18 protein-coding genes are annotated in these 15,811 nt (G+C 68.7%); 13 read left to right on the forward strand and 5 right to left on the reverse strand.

Going from position 1 to position 15,811, the window contains the following annotated elements:
* The first annotated feature begins 42 nt into the window (after window positions 1-42).
* From JL11_RS07220 to JL11_RS07255, 8 genes are all read left to right on the forward strand, one after another.
* The gene (locus JL11_RS07220) at window positions 43-1,854 is read left to right on the forward strand and encodes a M3 family oligoendopeptidase (RefSeq protein WP_054765062.1); all 1,812 of its coding nucleotides are present in this window, start codon (window positions 43-45) and stop codon (window positions 1,852-1,854) included.
* A 134-nt stretch (window positions 1,855-1,988) separates the two neighbouring features.
* Window positions 1,989-2,261, forward strand: coding sequence for an aa3-type cytochrome c oxidase subunit IV (locus JL11_RS07225; RefSeq protein WP_054765063.1), 273 nt, complete (start codon window positions 1,989-1,991; stop codon window positions 2,259-2,261).
* 83 nt (window positions 2,262-2,344) lie between these two features.
* On the forward strand, window positions 2,345-3,478 hold the full coding sequence (locus JL11_RS07230) for a Re/Si-specific NAD(P)(+) transhydrogenase subunit alpha (protein WP_054765064.1): 1,134 nt from the start codon (window positions 2,345-2,347) through the stop codon (window positions 3,476-3,478).
* Window positions 3,475-3,708 carry a hypothetical protein gene (locus JL11_RS07235; RefSeq protein WP_054765065.1) on the forward strand — a complete coding sequence of 78 codons (234 nt, stop codon included), beginning with the start codon at window positions 3,475-3,477 and terminating at the stop codon, window positions 3,706-3,708. The genes JL11_RS07230 and JL11_RS07235 overlap by 4 nt, the downstream gene beginning before the upstream one ends.
* A 2-nt stretch (window positions 3,709-3,710) precedes the next feature.
* Window positions 3,711-4,046, forward strand: a complete 336-nt coding sequence (locus JL11_RS07240; protein WP_035307110.1) for an NAD(P) transhydrogenase subunit alpha — start codon at window positions 3,711-3,713, stop codon at window positions 4,044-4,046.
* Complete coding sequence (locus JL11_RS07245; protein WP_054765066.1) at window positions 4,043-4,309, forward strand: hypothetical protein; 267 nt, start codon at window positions 4,043-4,045, stop codon at window positions 4,307-4,309. The genes JL11_RS07240 and JL11_RS07245 overlap by 4 nt, the downstream gene beginning before the upstream one ends.
* Before the next feature lie 13 nt (window positions 4,310-4,322).
* Window positions 4,323-5,744 carry an NAD(P)(+) transhydrogenase (Re/Si-specific) subunit beta gene (locus JL11_RS07250; RefSeq protein ID WP_054765067.1) on the forward strand — a complete coding sequence of 474 codons (1,422 nt, stop codon included), beginning with the start codon at window positions 4,323-4,325 and terminating at the stop codon, window positions 5,742-5,744.
* A gap of 232 nt (window positions 5,745-5,976) precedes the next feature.
* A complete protein-coding gene (locus JL11_RS07255; protein ID WP_054765068.1) occupies window positions 5,977-7,086 on the forward strand; it encodes an acyltransferase family protein in 1,110 nt (369 codons plus the stop codon).
* Between the two features lie 16 nt (window positions 7,087-7,102).
* Here JL11_RS07255 and JL11_RS07260 read toward each other — a convergent pair whose 3' ends face one another.
* Window positions 7,103-7,342: a hypothetical protein gene (locus JL11_RS07260; RefSeq protein ID WP_054765069.1), complete on the reverse strand. Its 240-nt coding sequence runs from the start codon at window positions 7,340-7,342 to the stop codon at window positions 7,103-7,105.
* Between the two features lie 92 nt (window positions 7,343-7,434).
* On the opposite strand from JL11_RS07260, the gene JL11_RS07265 reads away from it, so the two are divergent.
* The 3 genes from JL11_RS07265 (at window position 7,435) to JL11_RS07275 (ending at window position 10,840) form a co-directional block, all read left to right on the forward strand.
* Window positions 7,435-8,424, forward strand: coding sequence for a helix-turn-helix transcriptional regulator (locus tag JL11_RS07265; RefSeq protein WP_054765070.1), 990 nt, complete (start codon window positions 7,435-7,437; stop codon window positions 8,422-8,424).
* A 65-nt stretch (window positions 8,425-8,489) separates the two neighbouring features.
* Window positions 8,490-9,938, forward strand: a complete 1,449-nt coding sequence (locus tag JL11_RS07270) for a hypothetical protein (RefSeq protein ID WP_054765071.1) — start codon at window positions 8,490-8,492, stop codon at window positions 9,936-9,938.
* A gap of 71 nt (window positions 9,939-10,009) precedes the next feature.
* Window positions 10,010-10,840, forward strand: a complete 831-nt coding sequence (locus JL11_RS07275; RefSeq protein ID WP_054765072.1) for a universal stress protein — start codon at window positions 10,010-10,012, stop codon at window positions 10,838-10,840.
* A 4-nt stretch (window positions 10,841-10,844) separates the two neighbouring features.
* On the opposite strand, the gene JL11_RS07280 is transcribed toward JL11_RS07275, so the two are convergent.
* The 3 genes from JL11_RS07280 to JL11_RS07290 are packed head-to-tail and all read right to left on the reverse strand — an operon-like array spanning window position 10,845 to window position 12,904.
* Entirely contained in the window at window positions 10,845-11,117 is a 273-nt protein-coding gene (locus JL11_RS07280) for a type II toxin-antitoxin system RelE/ParE family toxin (protein WP_054765073.1), read from the reverse strand.
* Entirely contained in the window at window positions 11,114-11,437 is a 324-nt protein-coding gene (locus JL11_RS07285; protein WP_054765074.1) for a hypothetical protein, read from the reverse strand. The genes JL11_RS07280 and JL11_RS07285 overlap by 4 nt, the downstream gene beginning before the upstream one ends.
* Window positions 11,438-11,473: 36 nt before the next feature.
* Window positions 11,474-12,904 (reverse strand): helix-turn-helix domain-containing protein, encoded by a 1,431-nt coding sequence (locus tag JL11_RS07290; RefSeq protein WP_054765075.1) that lies wholly within the window; start codon window positions 12,902-12,904, stop codon window positions 11,474-11,476.
* A 157-nt stretch (window positions 12,905-13,061) separates the two neighbouring features.
* On the opposite strand from JL11_RS07290, the gene aceA reads away from it, so the two are divergent.
* Together aceA and JL11_RS07300 are read left to right on the forward strand one after the other, a co-directional pair.
* Complete coding sequence (aceA, locus tag JL11_RS07295) at window positions 13,062-14,342, forward strand: isocitrate lyase (RefSeq protein ID WP_054765076.1); 1,281 nt, start codon at window positions 13,062-13,064, stop codon at window positions 14,340-14,342.
* Between the two features lie 14 nt (window positions 14,343-14,356).
* The gene (locus tag JL11_RS07300; protein WP_054765077.1) at window positions 14,357-14,566 is read left to right on the forward strand and encodes a hypothetical protein; all 210 of its coding nucleotides are present in this window, start codon (window positions 14,357-14,359) and stop codon (window positions 14,564-14,566) included.
* A 92-nt stretch (window positions 14,567-14,658) separates the two neighbouring features.
* Here JL11_RS07300 and JL11_RS07305 read toward each other — a convergent pair whose 3' ends face one another.
* Complete coding sequence (locus JL11_RS07305) at window positions 14,659-15,768, reverse strand: hypothetical protein (RefSeq protein ID WP_054765078.1); 1,110 nt, start codon at window positions 15,766-15,768, stop codon at window positions 14,659-14,661.
* Window positions 15,769-15,811 lie beyond the last annotated feature (43 nt).

Genomic DNA, 15,811 nt, shown 5'->3' on the forward strand with positions numbered 1-15,811 from the left:
CGCGCGGTTGCGGCACGGCCGAACCTTCCCCAAAACAGGGGTATGAACGCCCCCTTCAAGACCCCCGACATCGACGCCCCCCTGTGGGACCTGTCCGACCTCTACGCCTCGCGGGACGACGCCCGGCTCGCCGACGACCTGACGCGGGCGCGCGCCCTGGTGGACGAGATGAACGGCCTGCGCGGGCGGCTGGCGGGGGCGTCGGGCGATCCGGCCGCCCTGGGGGCGGTGCTGGATCAGGCCATCAGCCTCTATGAGCAGGCCTCCGACATCCTGGGCGCGCTCGGCGCCTACGCCTTCCTGTCGGCCTCGACGGCGCGGGACGACGCGGGGGCGCAGGGGTTCGAGGCGGATGTGCGCGAAAAGATCACCGTCATCGCCACCCCGACCGTCTGGCTGACGCTGGAGATCAACCAGATCGACGACGCCGCCCTGGAGGCCGCGCTTCAGGCCCACGCGGGGGCCGCGCGCTGGCGGCCGTGGCTGCGGCGGGTGCGGGCCATGAAGCCGCATGAACTGTCCAGCGAGCTGGAGACCTTCATCGCCGAGCGCGGCCCGATCACGGCCCAGTGGCCGCGCCTGTTCGACGAACAGCTGGCGGCCTTGCGCGCCCATGTCGGCAAGAAGGGGACCGGCAATGAAAGCCTGACCCTGGCCGAGGCCCTGAACCGCCTGTCCGATCCCAAACCCGCGCGGCGCAAGGCCGCCGCCGAGGGCCTGTCGGAGGCCTTGGCCGCCCGCGCCCCGACCCTGGCCCTGGTGCTGAACACCGTCGCCGCCGACAAGGCGATGGAGGATCGCTGGCGCGGCTTCAAACGCCCCGCCGACAGCCGACACCTGGCCAATGAGGTCGATGGCGAGGCGGTGGACGCCATGGCCGAGGCCGTCGCCGAAGCCTATCCGCGCCTGTCCCACCGCTATTACGCCCTGAAGGCCAAGGCCATGGGCAAGGCGCGGCTGGATCACTGGGACCGCAACGCCCCGATCGAGACCACCGCCCCGCGCGCCTTCACCTGGAGCCAGGGCCGGGAGATCGTTCTGGACAGTTTCTCGGACCTGGGGGCCGAGTTCGCCGAACGCGCCGCCGGCTTCTTCGACCGGCCCTGGATCGACGGCCGCGCCCGGCCGGGCAAACAATCGGGCGCCTATGCCCATCCGGTCACCGCCGACCGCCATCCCTATGTCTTCCTGAACTGGATGGGCGAGCGGCGCGACGTCCTGACCCTGGCCCACGAACTGGGCCACGGGGTGCACCAGACCCTGGCGGCGGACCAGGGCACGCTTCTGGCCGACACCCCTCTGACCCTGGCCGAGACCGCCTCCATCTTCGCCGAGGGTCTGACCTTCGACCGTCTGCTGGCCACGGCGCCCAAGCGCGAGCAGCGTGGTCTGCTGGCCGGGAGGATCGAGGACGGGCTGAACACCGTGGTGCGACAGATCGCCTTCCACCGGTTCGAGACCCGTTTCCACGACGAGCGGCAGAAGGGCGAGGTCTCGCAGCAGCGGATCAATGAACTGTGGCTGACCGAGATGGGCGCGTCCCTGGGGCCGGCCGTCACCTTGAATCCCGGCTATGAGCACTGGTGGGCCTACGTCAGCCACTTCGTCCACTCGCCCTTCTACGTCTACGCCTACGCCTTCGGCGACCTGCTGGTGGCGGCCCTGATGGAGGCGCGACGGGCCGATCCCAAGGGCTTCACGCCCCTTTACCGCGACCTGCTGGCCGGGGGCGGGGCCAAGACCTATGTCGAGGCCCTGAAGCCCTTCGGCCTCAATCCGCGCGACCCGGCCTTCTGGAGCGTGGGCTGCAAGCGTCTGGAGCGGCTGGTGGATCAGTTCGAGGCGCTGGGGTGAGGATGTGGGGTGCGGGGTGTGGGCCGCTGCCGCCACACCCCACACCCCGCACCCCTCGCCATTCCTCGGTGTGTGCTTGAGCGGCGTCGAACCCACGCTATAGTCGCGCCAACGACAAGACCGAGGGAGCTCTCATGGCCAAGGCCAAAAACCCCGCCACCGCCCAGGCCGACGCCGATGCGAGCGCCTATGTCCGGGGGGATATGCAGATCAATGAACAGGTCTCGACCTTCCACCTGTTCATGGGCCTGACCAAATGGGGCGCCCTGGCTGTGGCCTGCGTGCTCGTGTTCCTGACCCTGTGGTTCCATCCGGGCGGAACCTTCGTCGCCGGCTTCATAGGGGCGGCGGTCCTGGCCGCCGTCGGCTTTTGGGCTCTCAAGCCCAAGGGCGGCGCAGGCCACTGATCCGCTCGCCCGACACGGGTCTTTGACGGCGTCGGTGGAACCGGCCTAGGCTCGTCTCCCAGCTTCAATGAGAGGGGATTCGCTTGGCCGTCGCTATCGCCGCCACCCGTGAACGTCGCGAAGGCGAGACGCGCTGCGCCGTCACGCCTGAAACGGTCAAGAAGCTGATCGCCCTGGGCGCGACCGTCACGGTCGAGGCCGGGACCGGCCTGGGCTCCTCCATTCCCGACGCCGACTACGCCGCCGCCGGCGCGACGGTGAAGCCTGACACCCGCGCCGTGCTGGACGGCGCCGACGTCGTGCTGAAGGTGCGCGGCCCCACGGCCCAGGAAATCAGCGCCCTGAAGCCCGGCGCGATCGTGATCGCCATGCTGGACGCCTGGCGCGACAAGGCCACGGTCGAGGCCCTGAAGGGGGCGAACGCCACCGCCTTCGCCATGGAGTTCGTGCCCCGCATCACCCGCGCCCAGGTGATGGACGTCCTGTCGTCCCAGGCCAATCTGGCCGGGTATCGCGCGGTGATCGAGGCGGCCTACGCCTATGGTAAAGGGTTCCCGATGATGATGACGGCGGCCGGCACGGTCGCCGCCGCCAAATGTTTCGTCATGGGGGTGGGCGTGGCGGGTCTCCAGGCCATCGCCACGGCGCGGCGTCTCGGCGCCGTCGTCACCGCCACCGACGTCCGCCCCGCCACCAAGGAACAGGTCGAGAGCCTGGGCGCCAAATTCTTGGCCGTCGAGGACGAGGAGTTCAGGAACGCCCAGACCGCCGGGGGCTACGCCAAGGAGATGTCGGCGGAATATCAGGCCAAACAGGCCGAACTGACCGCATCTCACATCGTCAAACAGGATGTGGTGATCACCACCGCCCTGATCCCCGGCCGTCCGGCGCCGCGCCTGCTGACGGCGGCCCACGTCGCCTCGATGAAGCCAGGCTCGGTCATCGTCGATCTGGCGGTCGAGGCGGGCGGCAACGTCGAGGGCTCGAAGCTGAACGAGGTCGTGACCACCGCGAACGGCGTGACCATCGTCGGCTGGTCCAACCTGCCCGGCCGCATCGCCGCCGACGCCAGCGCCCTGTACGCCCGCAATCTGACGGCCTTTGTGGGGCTGATGATCAAGGACGGGGCTCTGGCCGTGGATCTGGAGGACGAGATCCTGAAGGCGGCCGTTGTGACGCACGGCGAGGCCGTGGTGCACGAAGGAGTGCGGGGATGATTACAGGCCGTTTGCGCAATGCTCTTTCGATCTTCTCATTGATCGTGATCTTCGGTGGAGCCTTGTTCTGGCTTATCCTGCTGATCTTCGGCTTCATTCAGGACACCTCGGGTCCCGCGTTCGGCAGGGCGCTTACCAATGTCGGTCCGATCTTTTTCGGTAGCGTCATTAATGGCGGAGTCCTGCGACTTCTCATCAGCATTGATGCTCGGTTGGAGCAGAAAGCCTGACCATGGAACACGTCGATCCCACCGTCTTCCGCCTGGCCATCTTCGTCCTGGCCATCTTCGTCGGCTATTACGTGGTCTGGAGCGTCACCCCGGCCCTGCACACGCCTCTGATGGCCGTGACCAATGCGGTGTCCAGCGTCATCATCGTCGGCGGCCTGATCGCGGCGGCGGCCGTGTCGGGCGATGCGACCGGCCCCAGCGCCTGGATCGCCAAGGGCGCGGGCGTGGCGGCCGTGACCCTGGCCAGCGTCAACATCTTCGGCGGCTTTATGGTCACCCGACGGATGCTGGCCATGTACAAGAAGAAGGAGCGGCCGGCTCCCAAGGGCGCGGCATGATCGACCCCGCCCAGATCGCCATAACCGGCTCCTGGATCGCCACCGGCGTCGGTTTCGGCCTGTGGCTGTACGGCTGGTTCGGGACCAAGGTTCCGATCAAGCGCCAGCGGCTGCACGACTGCGGCATCGCCCTGGTGTTCTCGGCCATTCTGGTCCGGGTCGTGACCCAGGACCGGCAGCTGGGCGTTTTCGAATGGGCCCTGTTCTTCATCGGCCCCCTGTTCATCGCCGCCGCCCTGTGGCGGCTGGCGCGCACGTCTTGAGGGGAGGGGCGTGATGAACGCATCCTTGGCCGCGCTGGCCTATCTGGTTTCCGGCGTTCTGTTCATCCTGTCTCTGCGCGGCCTGTCCAGCCCCGAGACCAGCCGCCAGGGCAACACCTTCGGCATGATCGGCATGGCGCTGGCCATCGGCGTGACCCTGCTGACGCTCGGCGCCACGCGGGCCCTGGACCCCCTGACCCTGGGGCTGATCGCGGGCGGGGTCGTGGTCGGCGGCGGGATCGGCGCCCTGATCGCCCGGCGCGTGGCCATGACCGACATGCCCCAGCTGGTCGCGGCCTTCCACAGCCTGGTCGGCATGGCCGCCTGCCTGGTCGCCATCGGCGCCGTCTATGCGCCCGAGGCGTTTGGAATTCTGTCGGAGGACGGGACGGGCATCAAAACCCTGTCGATCGTCGAGCTCAGCCTGGGCGTCGCCATCGGCGCCATCACCTTCACCGGTTCGGTCATCGCCTTCGCCAAGCTGAACGGCAATATGTCGGGCGCGCCGATCCTGCTGCCGGCGCGGCACCTAATCAATGTCGGCCTGGGCCTGGCCCTGGTCTTCCTGATCGGGATTCTGATCGGCACGGGCGGCTCGGCCGTCTGGGCCTTCTGGGGCGTCTTCATCCTCAGCCTGGTGCTGGGCGCGACCCTGATCATCCCCATCGGCGGCGCCGACATGCCGGTGGTGGTGTCGATGCTGAACTCCTACTCCGGCTGGGCGGCGGCGGCCCTGGGCTTCACCCTTGAGAACATCGCCCTGATCATCACCGGCGCCCTGGTCGGGTCGTCGGGCGCCATCCTGAGCTACATCATGTGCAAGGGCATGAACCGCAGCTTCATAAGCGTCATCCTGGGCGGCTTCGGCGGGGATGCGGCGGCGGCCGGCGCGGGCGGCGCCAGGGAGACGCGGCCGGTCAAACAGGGCTCGGCCGAGGACGCCGCCTTCATCATGAAGAATGCGTCCAAGGTCATCATCGTGCCCGGCTACGGCATGGCCGTGGCCCAGGCCCAGCATGCGCTGCGCGAAATGGCCGACAAGCTGAAGGAGGAGGGGGTCGAGGTGAAATACGCCATCCACCCCGTCGCCGGCCGAATGCCGGGCCATATGAACGTCCTGCTGGCCGAGGCCAACGTCCCCTATGACGAGGTGTTCGAGCTGGAGGACATCAACGCCGAGTTCGCCACCGCCGACGTCGCCTTCGTCATCGGCGCCAACGACGTCACCAACCCCGCCGCCAAGACCGACCCCCAGTCGCCCATCTTCGGCATGCCGATCCTGGACGTCGAAAAGGCCGGGACCGTGCTGTTCATCAAGCGCGGCATGGGCTCGGGCTATGCGGGCGTCGAGAACGAGCTCTTCTTCCGCGACAACACCATGATGCTGTTCGCGGATGCGAAGAAGATGGTCGAGGGGATCGTGAAGGGGCTGTGACCTTCCACCGTCGTCATCCTGGGCCTTGTGCCCAGGATCCATACTCCCGGTTTTGACGTCGTGCGTCGATGTTCGACACCGGGCGTATGGATCCCAGGGACGAGCCCTGGGATGACGGGAAATGGGGTGGGATCACAGGCGCAGGGGAGGCCGACATCGCTCGCGGCTCCCATCGTCTCGCCAACCGCTGAAACCCCTATCGTCCGAGCTTGACCGGCGCTATCACGCGACCGTGAACGTCCTGTCCAAACCCGCCCCCGCCGCCCATCGCCGGTTCGAAGCCCTGGACTCCCTGCGCGGGGTGTGCGCCGTTCTGGTCGTCATGTTCCACATGCCGGTGGCCAGCCACTGGCGGACCTGGGATTTCATCCAGCACGCCTATCTGTTCGTCGATTATTTCTTCGTCCTCTCGGGCTTCGTCATCGCCCACGCCTATGCCGAGCGGCTGAAGACGGCGCAGGACGCGGGCCGGTTCATGGTGCGGCGGTTCGGGCGGATCTGGCCGATGCATGTGCTGATGCTGGCCGCCTTCATCGGGCTGGAGGTGGCGCGGCTGGTCTTCCACTTCGATGGGGCCGAGCCCTTCACACGCGATCGGTCGGTGGGGGCGATCTTCACCAATCTGGCCCTGGTTCAGGCCTGGCATGTCCATCCCTATCTGACCTGGAACGGGCCGTCGTGGACGCTCAGCGCCGAATGGGCCTGCTATCTGATCTTCGCCGGCCTGGTGCTGGTCGCGCCCCGGCGGTTCCGCTGGATCGGGCTGGTTCTGGCGATTATCGGCGGGGTTCTGGTGGTCAGCTACGCCCGGCGCTGGATGAACACCACCTATGACTTCGCCGTGCCTCGCGCGGTTTACGGCTTCTTCCTGGGCTGTCTGCTGCAGGGCCTATGGACGAACATCCCCCGCTTGAAGGGGCTGGCCGCCACGGGGCTGGAGATCGCCGCCGTCGCCGTCGTCTGTCTGTTCGTCGCCTGGGCCGAAGGACCGGTGACGGTCGCCGTCACCCTGGTCTTCGTCGTCCTGGTCTGGGTCTTTGCGGGCGAGGAGGGGCGGGTGTCGCGCCTGCTGGATCATCCCGCCCTGGTCACGCTGGGTCGATGGTCCTTCTCCATCTACATGGTCCATATGTTCATCCTGACCGTGATGCTGATCATCGCGCGCAAGCTGGACTGGATGCCCGGCGGGCGGCGTGTCGATTTCGGCTCGGTCTGGCTGAACGACCTGTTCGCGCTCGGCCTGTTCGGCCTCATCGTCGGGGTCGCGGTGGTGGCGCACAATCACGTCGAACGCCCGGCCCAGCGGCTGATTGATCGCTGGACCAAGCCGAAAGCCGCCTGATGAAGCCGGCCTGAGATCAGGCCGCCATCCGCCATTCCGGGGCGTCCCATTCCGACCGGGCCTCGTCCCACAGCATGTCCTCGTCCGAATAGCGGCTGCTGGCGGCGGCGGAGATGACGTCCACCACCTGCTCCTCCAGCCGATCCCAGATGACGGCCAGGTCCGACGATCCGTCGGCCTCGCACGGCACGATGATGTAGCGGTTGGCGTTGACGGCCTTGTGGGCCAGGGGGGCGGTCGGTTGGAACTGAGCCATCTGATGATCTCCTGAAGCGGTCGGCCTCTTGTCGATGATTGTGTTATGGCGCACTGATGCGTCAGAAACGGACGTATCTTTCAGGAGCGACGGTGAGACACGACAAGGCGGCCATGGTGATCGACCTGGCGCGGCGCCTGGCCGCCAGCGCCGAGGGCCTGAGCCTGGACGAGATGGCGCGCGACATGGGCGTCAGCCGCCGCACCGCCGAGCGGATGCGCGACGCCGTCTTCATGCTGTTCCCGACGGTGGAGGAGGTGTCGGACCCGCCGTCGAAACGCTGGCGCATTCGCGGCGGCCTGTCGGCCTTCGAACAGGCGCCGACCGCGACCGAGATGCTGGAGCTGACCAAGGCCGCGGCGGCCCTGCGCGCGGCGGGCGAACCGGCGCGGGCGGCGGCGCTGGAGGCGCTCGAACGGAAACTCAAGGCGGCGATGCGCTCCACCACCCTGAACCGGATGGCGCCGGACCTGGAGGCCCTGGTCCGGGCCGAGACCATCGCCGTCCAGGCCGGGCCGCGCCCCTCGGCTGACGAGGCCATGCTGACCGCCATTCGCGGGGCCATATTGGCGCAACAGCCGCTGGGCTTCACCTATTCCCGGCCGGGCGCCGAGCCGCGCCGCCGCAGCGTCGCCCCTTGCGGGGTCATGTTCGGCCGCGCCAACTATCTGGTCGCCGCCGACCGCGAGACCGGCCGCATCCAGACCTTCCGTCTGGACCGGATGAGCCATGTCGCCGCTCAGGACGGGGTGGCGATCCCGCCGCCCGATTTCGACCTGGGCGTCTTCGCCAGCCAGTCCTTCGGCATCTATCAGGACGAGATCGAGGACGTGGTCCTGCGCATCGCCCCGCAAGGCGCGGCCGAGGCCAAGAGCTGGCGCTGGCACCCGACCCAGACCTTCGAGGACCAGGCGGACGGCGGCGTGATCGTGCGGTTCCGGGCGTCCGGCATGCGCGAACTGGCCTGGCACCTGTTCACCTGGGGCGAACAGGCGGTGATTCTGGCGCCCGAACGGCTGAAGGCGGTCATGGCCGGGGAACTGGCGGCGGCCGGACGCGCTCTGGACGCGGCCCGCGGATGAACAAGGCTTAAGGTGACGCTGTCGCCGGCCGTCGCTATGGCCGCCATGACCTATCGGAGAGCTTCATGCGTCTGAAGACGGCCCTCATCTGTGCAGGCTTGATCGGACTTTCGGCCGTCACAGCCTGCGCCTCGCCCACCGTCGTTGCGGTTCAAGCTCCGGTCACGGCCGAGGACGGCCGCGTGGCCGTCACCGTCCAGCGCGACGGTGACCGGTGGACCGCCGACTATGTGCTGGACCGCGACGCGCCGGTCTGGGCCTTCTTCCGGTCGGCCCTGCTGCGCGAGAGCCGCCGGCCCTGGCGGCCGGACTGGTGGCGGGTGGAGACGCCGGGCGTCGTGCTGGAGCGGGTGGGGGACTATGACGTGCTGCGCTCGACCGACGGCGGTCCTGTGCCGCGCGACGTGCGCATAGTCATGACGCCGCGCCCCGGCGATCTTGAGGCCGAATATGATCCGGCTCTCGTCTTTTCGGACGGCACGGTGGCGCTGTTTTCCGGCCAGTTCGACGTCATTCCGCTGGAGTCCGTCGCCGCCGCCCGCGCCCTGCCGCGCGATCTGAACGGCGTCGAGGTGCCGGGCGGCCCGGCGGCCGTGACCTGGCGCGACCGGTCCGGGCCGATCCTGTTCAAGGGCGAGCGCAAGCCGGAGGCGACCGCCGTGGACGCCCAGACCTATGTCCTGTTCGGCGACGCCACGACGCGCCGGGGCGACGGGATCACCACCGTCATCGACCCTGGTCTGCCGCGCTGGCTGGGCGACCAACTGGCCGGTTTCACGCCCCAGGTCATGGCCTATTACGCCCGCCGTCTGGGCCCGGCCCAGGGCGAGCCCCCGACCCTGATGGTCAGCTGGACCGGCCCGACCAAATCCCTGTCCAGCATGGGCGGCAGCGTTCTGCCGGGTCTGATCTCGATGAATTTTGAAGGCGAGGGGGTGCTGGACCCCGACGCCCAGGCCCTGGCCCGCGCCCGCTGGTTCATCGGCCATGAGGCGGCGCATTTCTGGCTGGGCTCGCAGGGGCTCAGATATCAGTACGCCCGCGAAGCCTGGATCACCGAGGGCGGCGCCGACCTGATGGCCGTGCGCGCCCTGAAGGCCATCGACCCCGTCTATGACGATCGGGCCGAGCTTCAGCGCGAGGTGGACGACTGCGTTCGGCTGGCGGCGGGCAGGCCCCTGGCCTCGGCGGGCGATCGGGGCGACAACCGCGCCTATTACGCCTGCGGCGCAGTGTTCGGCCTGGTCATCGAAGGGGCCGAGCGGCGCGCGGGCGGGGGAGACTTCTTCGACGTGGTGGCGGACTTCCAGCGGCGGGACAATGACGACGGGATCCTCAGCCGCGAGGAATGGCTGGGCGCCCTGACCCGCCTGTCGCGCGACCCGACCCTGGCCAACGACATCTCCACCCTGCTGGACCGGGGCGTGGCCGATCCGTCCGCCGTCATCGCCCGCCTGTTCCAGCGCACCGGCGTCGCCTTCCGCCTGGAGAACGGCCGGGTGGTGCTCAGTTGAAGGTTTGACGCGGATCAAGGCGGGACGGGCCCGGCGGGCGCATCCAGGCTCCGGAAACAAGGAGCATCGCCATGACCTATTCGAGCCTGATGGTCTATGTGGACGACGAGGCCGACAATGTCGCCCGGATTGGTTTTGCGCGCGATCTCGCGGTCGTCTTCGACGCGACCCTAATCGGCATATCCGTCAGCGAGCCGGAGCCGCCCCTGGTGGACGCCTATGTCGCCGGCGGCATGGCGGGCGAGATCCTGACCCTGCGGCGCGATCAGGCGGAAGGGGAGTTGGCTGCCGCCAAGACCCGCTTTCTGGACGCCCTGAAGGACACCGGCATCGCCCACGAATGGCGGGCCGAAACCGGCTATCCCGCCGCCTGCGTCGCGCACCAGGCGCGTGCGGCGGACCTGATCCTGATCGGCCGAGACGCCGGCCGTCTGCCCTATCGGGCGCCGGACGCGGGCGACCTGATCATGAATCTCGGTCGCCCTGTCCTGGTCGCTCCGCCGCGCGCCCAGGCCGCGCCGGTCGACGGCGTCGCCCTGGTGGCCTGGAAGGAGGGGCGCGAGGCCCAGCGCGCCGTCGCCGCCGCCCTGCCGCTGCTGAAACAGGCGCGCGAGGTCCAGGTGGTCGAGATCTGCGCCTCGGCCGACGCCGCGGCTGCGGCCGCCCGCGTCGCCGACGTCGCCGCCTGGCTGCGTCGGCACGGCGTCGTCGCCGAGAGCGAGGCCAAGGTCCGCGACGAACGTCCGGCCGGCGACCGCATCCTGGCCCTGGTCGAACAGACGGGCGCCAATCTGATCGTCGCCGGCGCCTGGGGCCATTCGCGGATGCGCGAGTGGGTCCTGGGCGGCGTCACCCAGGCCCTGTTGAACCGCAGCCAGTCCTGGCTGCTGTTCAGCCACTGAGGCCTCAGCGGTCCTCGCGGGCGTGGAAGATGCGGGCGACGACGACGGCGTCCGCATCGACGCGGTACTGGACCACATAGCCGCTGTCGCCGAAGGGGATGTAGAGCTCGCGGCGATCTCCCCTTTCCCGTCCCATGAACGGCGTGCCGGCCAACAGAGACACGAACCGGGTGATGACCCGCAACGCGCGCAAGGCGGCGCGTGGATTACGCTCGGCCAAAAAGGCGGCGAGCCGTCGCCTGTCGCGAACCGCCTGTTGCGAGAAGCGGAGCTTCACCGCCGGGCGTCGAGGCGTGCTTTCAGGTCCGTCTCGAACGCCGTGGACCATTCCTCGAATGTCTCGTAGACGCCCGTGCGATCATACTCGGCGAGCGCCTCGGCCGCTGTGGGACCGTCTGGAGGCGAGGCGTAAAGTTCGGTCTGCCCTGTTTCGAAAGCCGCCTGGTCTTCTCGGACGCCAAACGACTGTTCAGTGAACGCCCTGTCCAGAACCGCGCCGGCATAGGCTTCCGGCGTCAGGCCCGCTGCGCGCGCAGCGGCCTTGAGCCGCTCAAGCGCCTCTTCGGTCAGGGGAAGGGTCAGGACGTGATCGGCCATAACCGCATCATCTCACAACTATGAGTGGTTGTGAACTCAAATCGCTGCGAACGGATAGGGGCTGACCGACTTGGCCCAGTCGTCCACGGCCAGGGGCCGGTCGATGGGCGCGGCGGCGCGTTCGGCGCAGGGATGGCGGTGGCAAAGGCGGCAGGCGGGGCCGATTGGCGTCACCTCGGGCCGGTCCAGATCCAGGCCGTGGGCATAGGCGAGCCGGTGCGCATGGCGCAGTTCGCAGCCCAGGCCGACGGCCAGGTCGTGGGTCTCGCCGTATCCGTCCTGGCCCTGGCGTTCGACGGTGCGGGCGAAGGTGAACCAGCGACCGCCGTCTGGCGTCTCGATGATCTGGGTGATGATCCGGCCCGGCGTGCGAAAGGCGCTGTGCAGGCGCCAACGCGGACAGGCGCCGCCGAAGCGCGAGAAGGGAAAGGCGCCCGCCGCATAGCGTTTCGAGATATTGCCCGCCTGATCCACCCGCATCAGGAAGAAGGGCACGCCCCGCGCCGTCGGCCGCGACAGGGTCGTCAGCCGGTGCGCCGCCTGTTCATAGCTGACCCCGAACCGCGCCTGAAGCCGCGCCAGGTCATAGCCGGTCTCTTCGGCCGTGCGCTGAAAGGCGGCGTAGGGCATCAGGATCGCGGCGGCCAGGGTGTTGGTCAGGGCCACCTTCAGCAGGGAGCGCGTCGGTCCGTCCGGGGCGTTCGCCGCCTGGACCATGTCGTGGAGCGCCTGTCCGTGCTCGGCCAGGGCCAGCTGATAGGCGATGGCGAAGGCGCGAGACGACGGGCCCAGGGTCTCGGACAGCAGCAGACGGCGGCGGTGCAGATCATAGCGCCTGGTCCATTCCACCATGACCTCGGCCGGCAGGGTGCGGACCCCCAGGTCGTGTTTGGCCGCCAGCCGCTGGCGGGCGGCGGGTTCGAAACCGTCGGCATGGGCCGGCGCCTCGGCCGCCAGGACCTCGGCCAGGGCCTCGCCCATCTGGTCCAGTTCGGGAAAGTGGTTGCCGCGCGACTGGATATATTCGCGCACCCATTCGGCGGGACTGGCCTCGACCAGGCCTTCGCCGGTCTCGGCGGCGGCGCGGGCCTTGGCGCGGCCGTCGTCAAAGGCCCGATACAGGCGCAGCAGGGCGTCGGCCACCCCCGGCGCCTCTTCCAGCACCTGCACCAGTTCGTGACGGGGCAGGGCCAAGCCCTTGAACAGAGGATCGGCCAGAACCTCGCCCAGCCGCGCCTCATCGACGGCCCCGCCCTGGTTCAGGCTGCGCAGATCGACGTCATAGGTTTCGGCCAGACGCAGCAGCAACTGGGCCGACACCGGTCGCTGATTGCGCTCTATGTGGTTGAGATAGCTGGGGGAAACCCCCAGGTCGGCCGCCATGGCCGTCTGGGTCAGGGAAAGGTCGCGCCTCAGCCGCTTCAGCCGGGCCCCCAGAAACAGCTTGCGATCGGCGGCGGTGTCCATGGCTGAAGAATGTCATATTATGACTGCCGATGCAAAGTCATGATGTGACAAACTGACTTCATTGATCGGCGCGATCCTGTGTCATTCGTGACTTCGGCGTGTTCTTGTCCCTGAGACGGCGGCTGCGGCCGCGCCCTTTCAGAAGACGAGTTCGACCATGACCACCTTCGCCGACCTGGTTCCTTCGCCCGCCGGCCGTTTCGACGGCATCGAGCGCCCCTATACGCCCGAAGACGTCCTGCGCCTGCGCGGCTCGGTGCCGATCACCCACACCCTGGCCGAGCGGGGCGCCAATCGCCTGTGGCAGCTGCTGCACGACGAGCCCTTCATCAACGCCCTGGGCGCCGTCACCGGCAACCAGGCCATGCAGATGGTCCGCGCCGGGCTGAAGGCCATCTATCTGTCGGGCTGGCAGGTCGCGGCCGACGCCAATACGGCCGGCGCCATGTATCCCGACCAGTCGCTGTACCCGGCCAACGCCGCGCCGGAACTGTGCCGCCGCATCAACCGCACCCTTCAGCGCGCCGACCAGATCGAGCATGCCGAGGGCGGCGCCAAACGCGACTGGTTCGTCCCCATCGTCGCCGACGCCGAGGCCGGCTTCGGCGGGCCGCTGAACAGCTTCGAGATCATGAAGGCCTTCATCGAGGCGGGCGCCGCCGGCGTCCACTTCGAGGACCAGCTGGCCTCGGAGAAGAAGTGCGGCCACCTGGGCGGCAAGGTGCTGATCCCGACCCAGGCGCATGAGCGCAATCTGGTCGCCGCGCGTCTGGCCGCCGACGTCATGGGTACGCCGACCATCACGGTCGCCCGCACCGACGCCGAAAGCGCCCAGCTGATCACCTCGGACATCGACGAGCGCGACCAGCCCTTCATCGACCGCGACAACCGCACGCCGGAGGGCTTCTTCCGCCTGAAGGAAGGCACGGGTCTGGACCACTGCATCGCGCGCGGCCTGTCCTACGCCAACATCGCCGACCTGCTGTGGTGGGAGACCTCGCATCCGGATCTGGACGACGCCAAGAAGTTCGCGGAAGCCGTCCAGAAGAAATATCCGGGCAAGCTGATGGCCTACAACTGCTCGCCCTCCTTCAACTGGAAGGCCAAGTTGGACGACGCCACCATCGCCAAGTTCCAGCGCGAGCTGGGCGCCATGGGCTACAAGTTCCAGTTCGTGACCCTGGCCGGCTTCCACGCCCTGAACAACTCGATGTTCGAGCTGGCGGACGGCTATCGCGACAACGGCATGGCGGCCTATTCCGAGCTGCAACAGCGCGAGTTCGCCAATGAGGCGCGCGGCTACACCGCCACCCGCCACCAGCGCGAAGTCGGCACCGGCTATTTCGACCAGGTCGCCACGGTCATCTCCAATGGCACGTCCTCGACCACGGCGCTGAAGGACTCGACCGAGACCGCCCAGTTCACCCACGCGGCTTAAGAAAGGGAACCGCCATGGAACCTCTGACCCAAACCGAAGCCATCATCGACTTTTGCCTGGCGCCCCTGGCGCTCGACGCCGGGACCGAGGCCGAACGCGAGGTGCGCCGCCGCCTGACTCACGTCCTGCGGACCTATCAGGCCAAGGTCGCCAGGCCGATCGCCGTGGACTTCTCGTCTATGCCGTCCCAGGTGATCAACGAGGCCGCCCACGGCTACGAATAGGCCGCGCGCTGCCTGCAAAAGAGAAGAGGCCCGCCCCGATCGCTCGGGGCGGGCCTTTTTTATCGCGTCGAACCGGCTGGGGCTGCGGGGGCTCAGCGGGCGCCCGACGGCGGGGGCGCGGACGCCTGGGCCGAGGCGGCGGCCGGCGTCGGGGTCAGGGTGACGGACACCGGCGTCTGGGCCGGGGGCGGGGGCGTGCCGGTCTCTTCCGGGGCGCCGACGGTGATGGTGGTGTTCAGCACCGCCTGGGTGGTGCAGGTGGCCAGGTCGCGGGTGATGTGGCGGCCCAGGCAGAACATGTCCTCATAGCTGGGGCGCGAGGCCGCCAGGCATTGGAACAGCATCAGCTTGGACATGTTCAGGCAGAATTCGTTGTTCGGCTCCACCACCAGGGCGTCGGTGTTGGCCCGCGCCTCTTCGCCGGCGGCGCCCAGGGCGGCCAGGGCGGCGATGGCCAGGGACCGCACGACCGGCGGCGTATAGGGCGGCGCCTTGCGCGACGCCTCGACCGCTTCCAGCCCCGCGCCGGAATTGGCGGCGGCGAACAGTTTGGCCGATTCATCCGCCGAGGGCAGCATGGCCGCCGCCGACAGGGTCTTGGCGGTCTCCAGCCGAACCTCGCGGTTGGGGATATGGGTGACGGCCCAGCGGCGGCGCGGGTCGTTGCGCTCCTGGATCGTATAGGCGTCGGCCTCGACCGCCTCGGCGATGCCGCGAATGACGACCGCGTCCTTGGCGATGGTCGCCGAGATCAGGCCGGCGGCCGCATCGGCGCCGGGCAGGGTTGCGGCATAGGCCGGATCGGCGACGATGCGGGCGACCATCTCCTGGCGCTGGACCGGATCGACGGCGAACTGACGCACCCCGGCGACGAACTCGGGCGACTGAAGCGCGATGATCGAACCATAGGCGATCAGGCCGCGCGACAGCTGGGCGGGCTCAAAGGCGACGCCCTTGCGGATGGCGGCCTGAACCGCCTCGGCGTCGGTGAAGCCGCCCGGCTGGATGGTTTCGGCCTCGCGCAGGAAGGCCACATAGATGGAGGCGGCCTGGGCCACGCCCTCGTTCAGCGAGACGGGCGGGGGCGGCGGGGGCGGAGGCGGCGCGGCCGGTTCGGCCTCTTTCGTCGAACAGCTGGCCAGAAGGGCGGCGGCGGCGATGGCGGCGATCGAAAGGCCGCGGGTCATGAAGGCCTTGGGCATAGGGCGCGTCCACAGAACTGAAAGGAGGCCCCGGCGGGGGCGC

The organism is Brevundimonas sp. DS20 (genome assembly GCF_001310255.1).
In the GTDB taxonomy this organism is placed as follows: domain Bacteria; phylum Pseudomonadota; class Alphaproteobacteria; order Caulobacterales; family Caulobacteraceae; genus Brevundimonas; species Brevundimonas aurantiaca.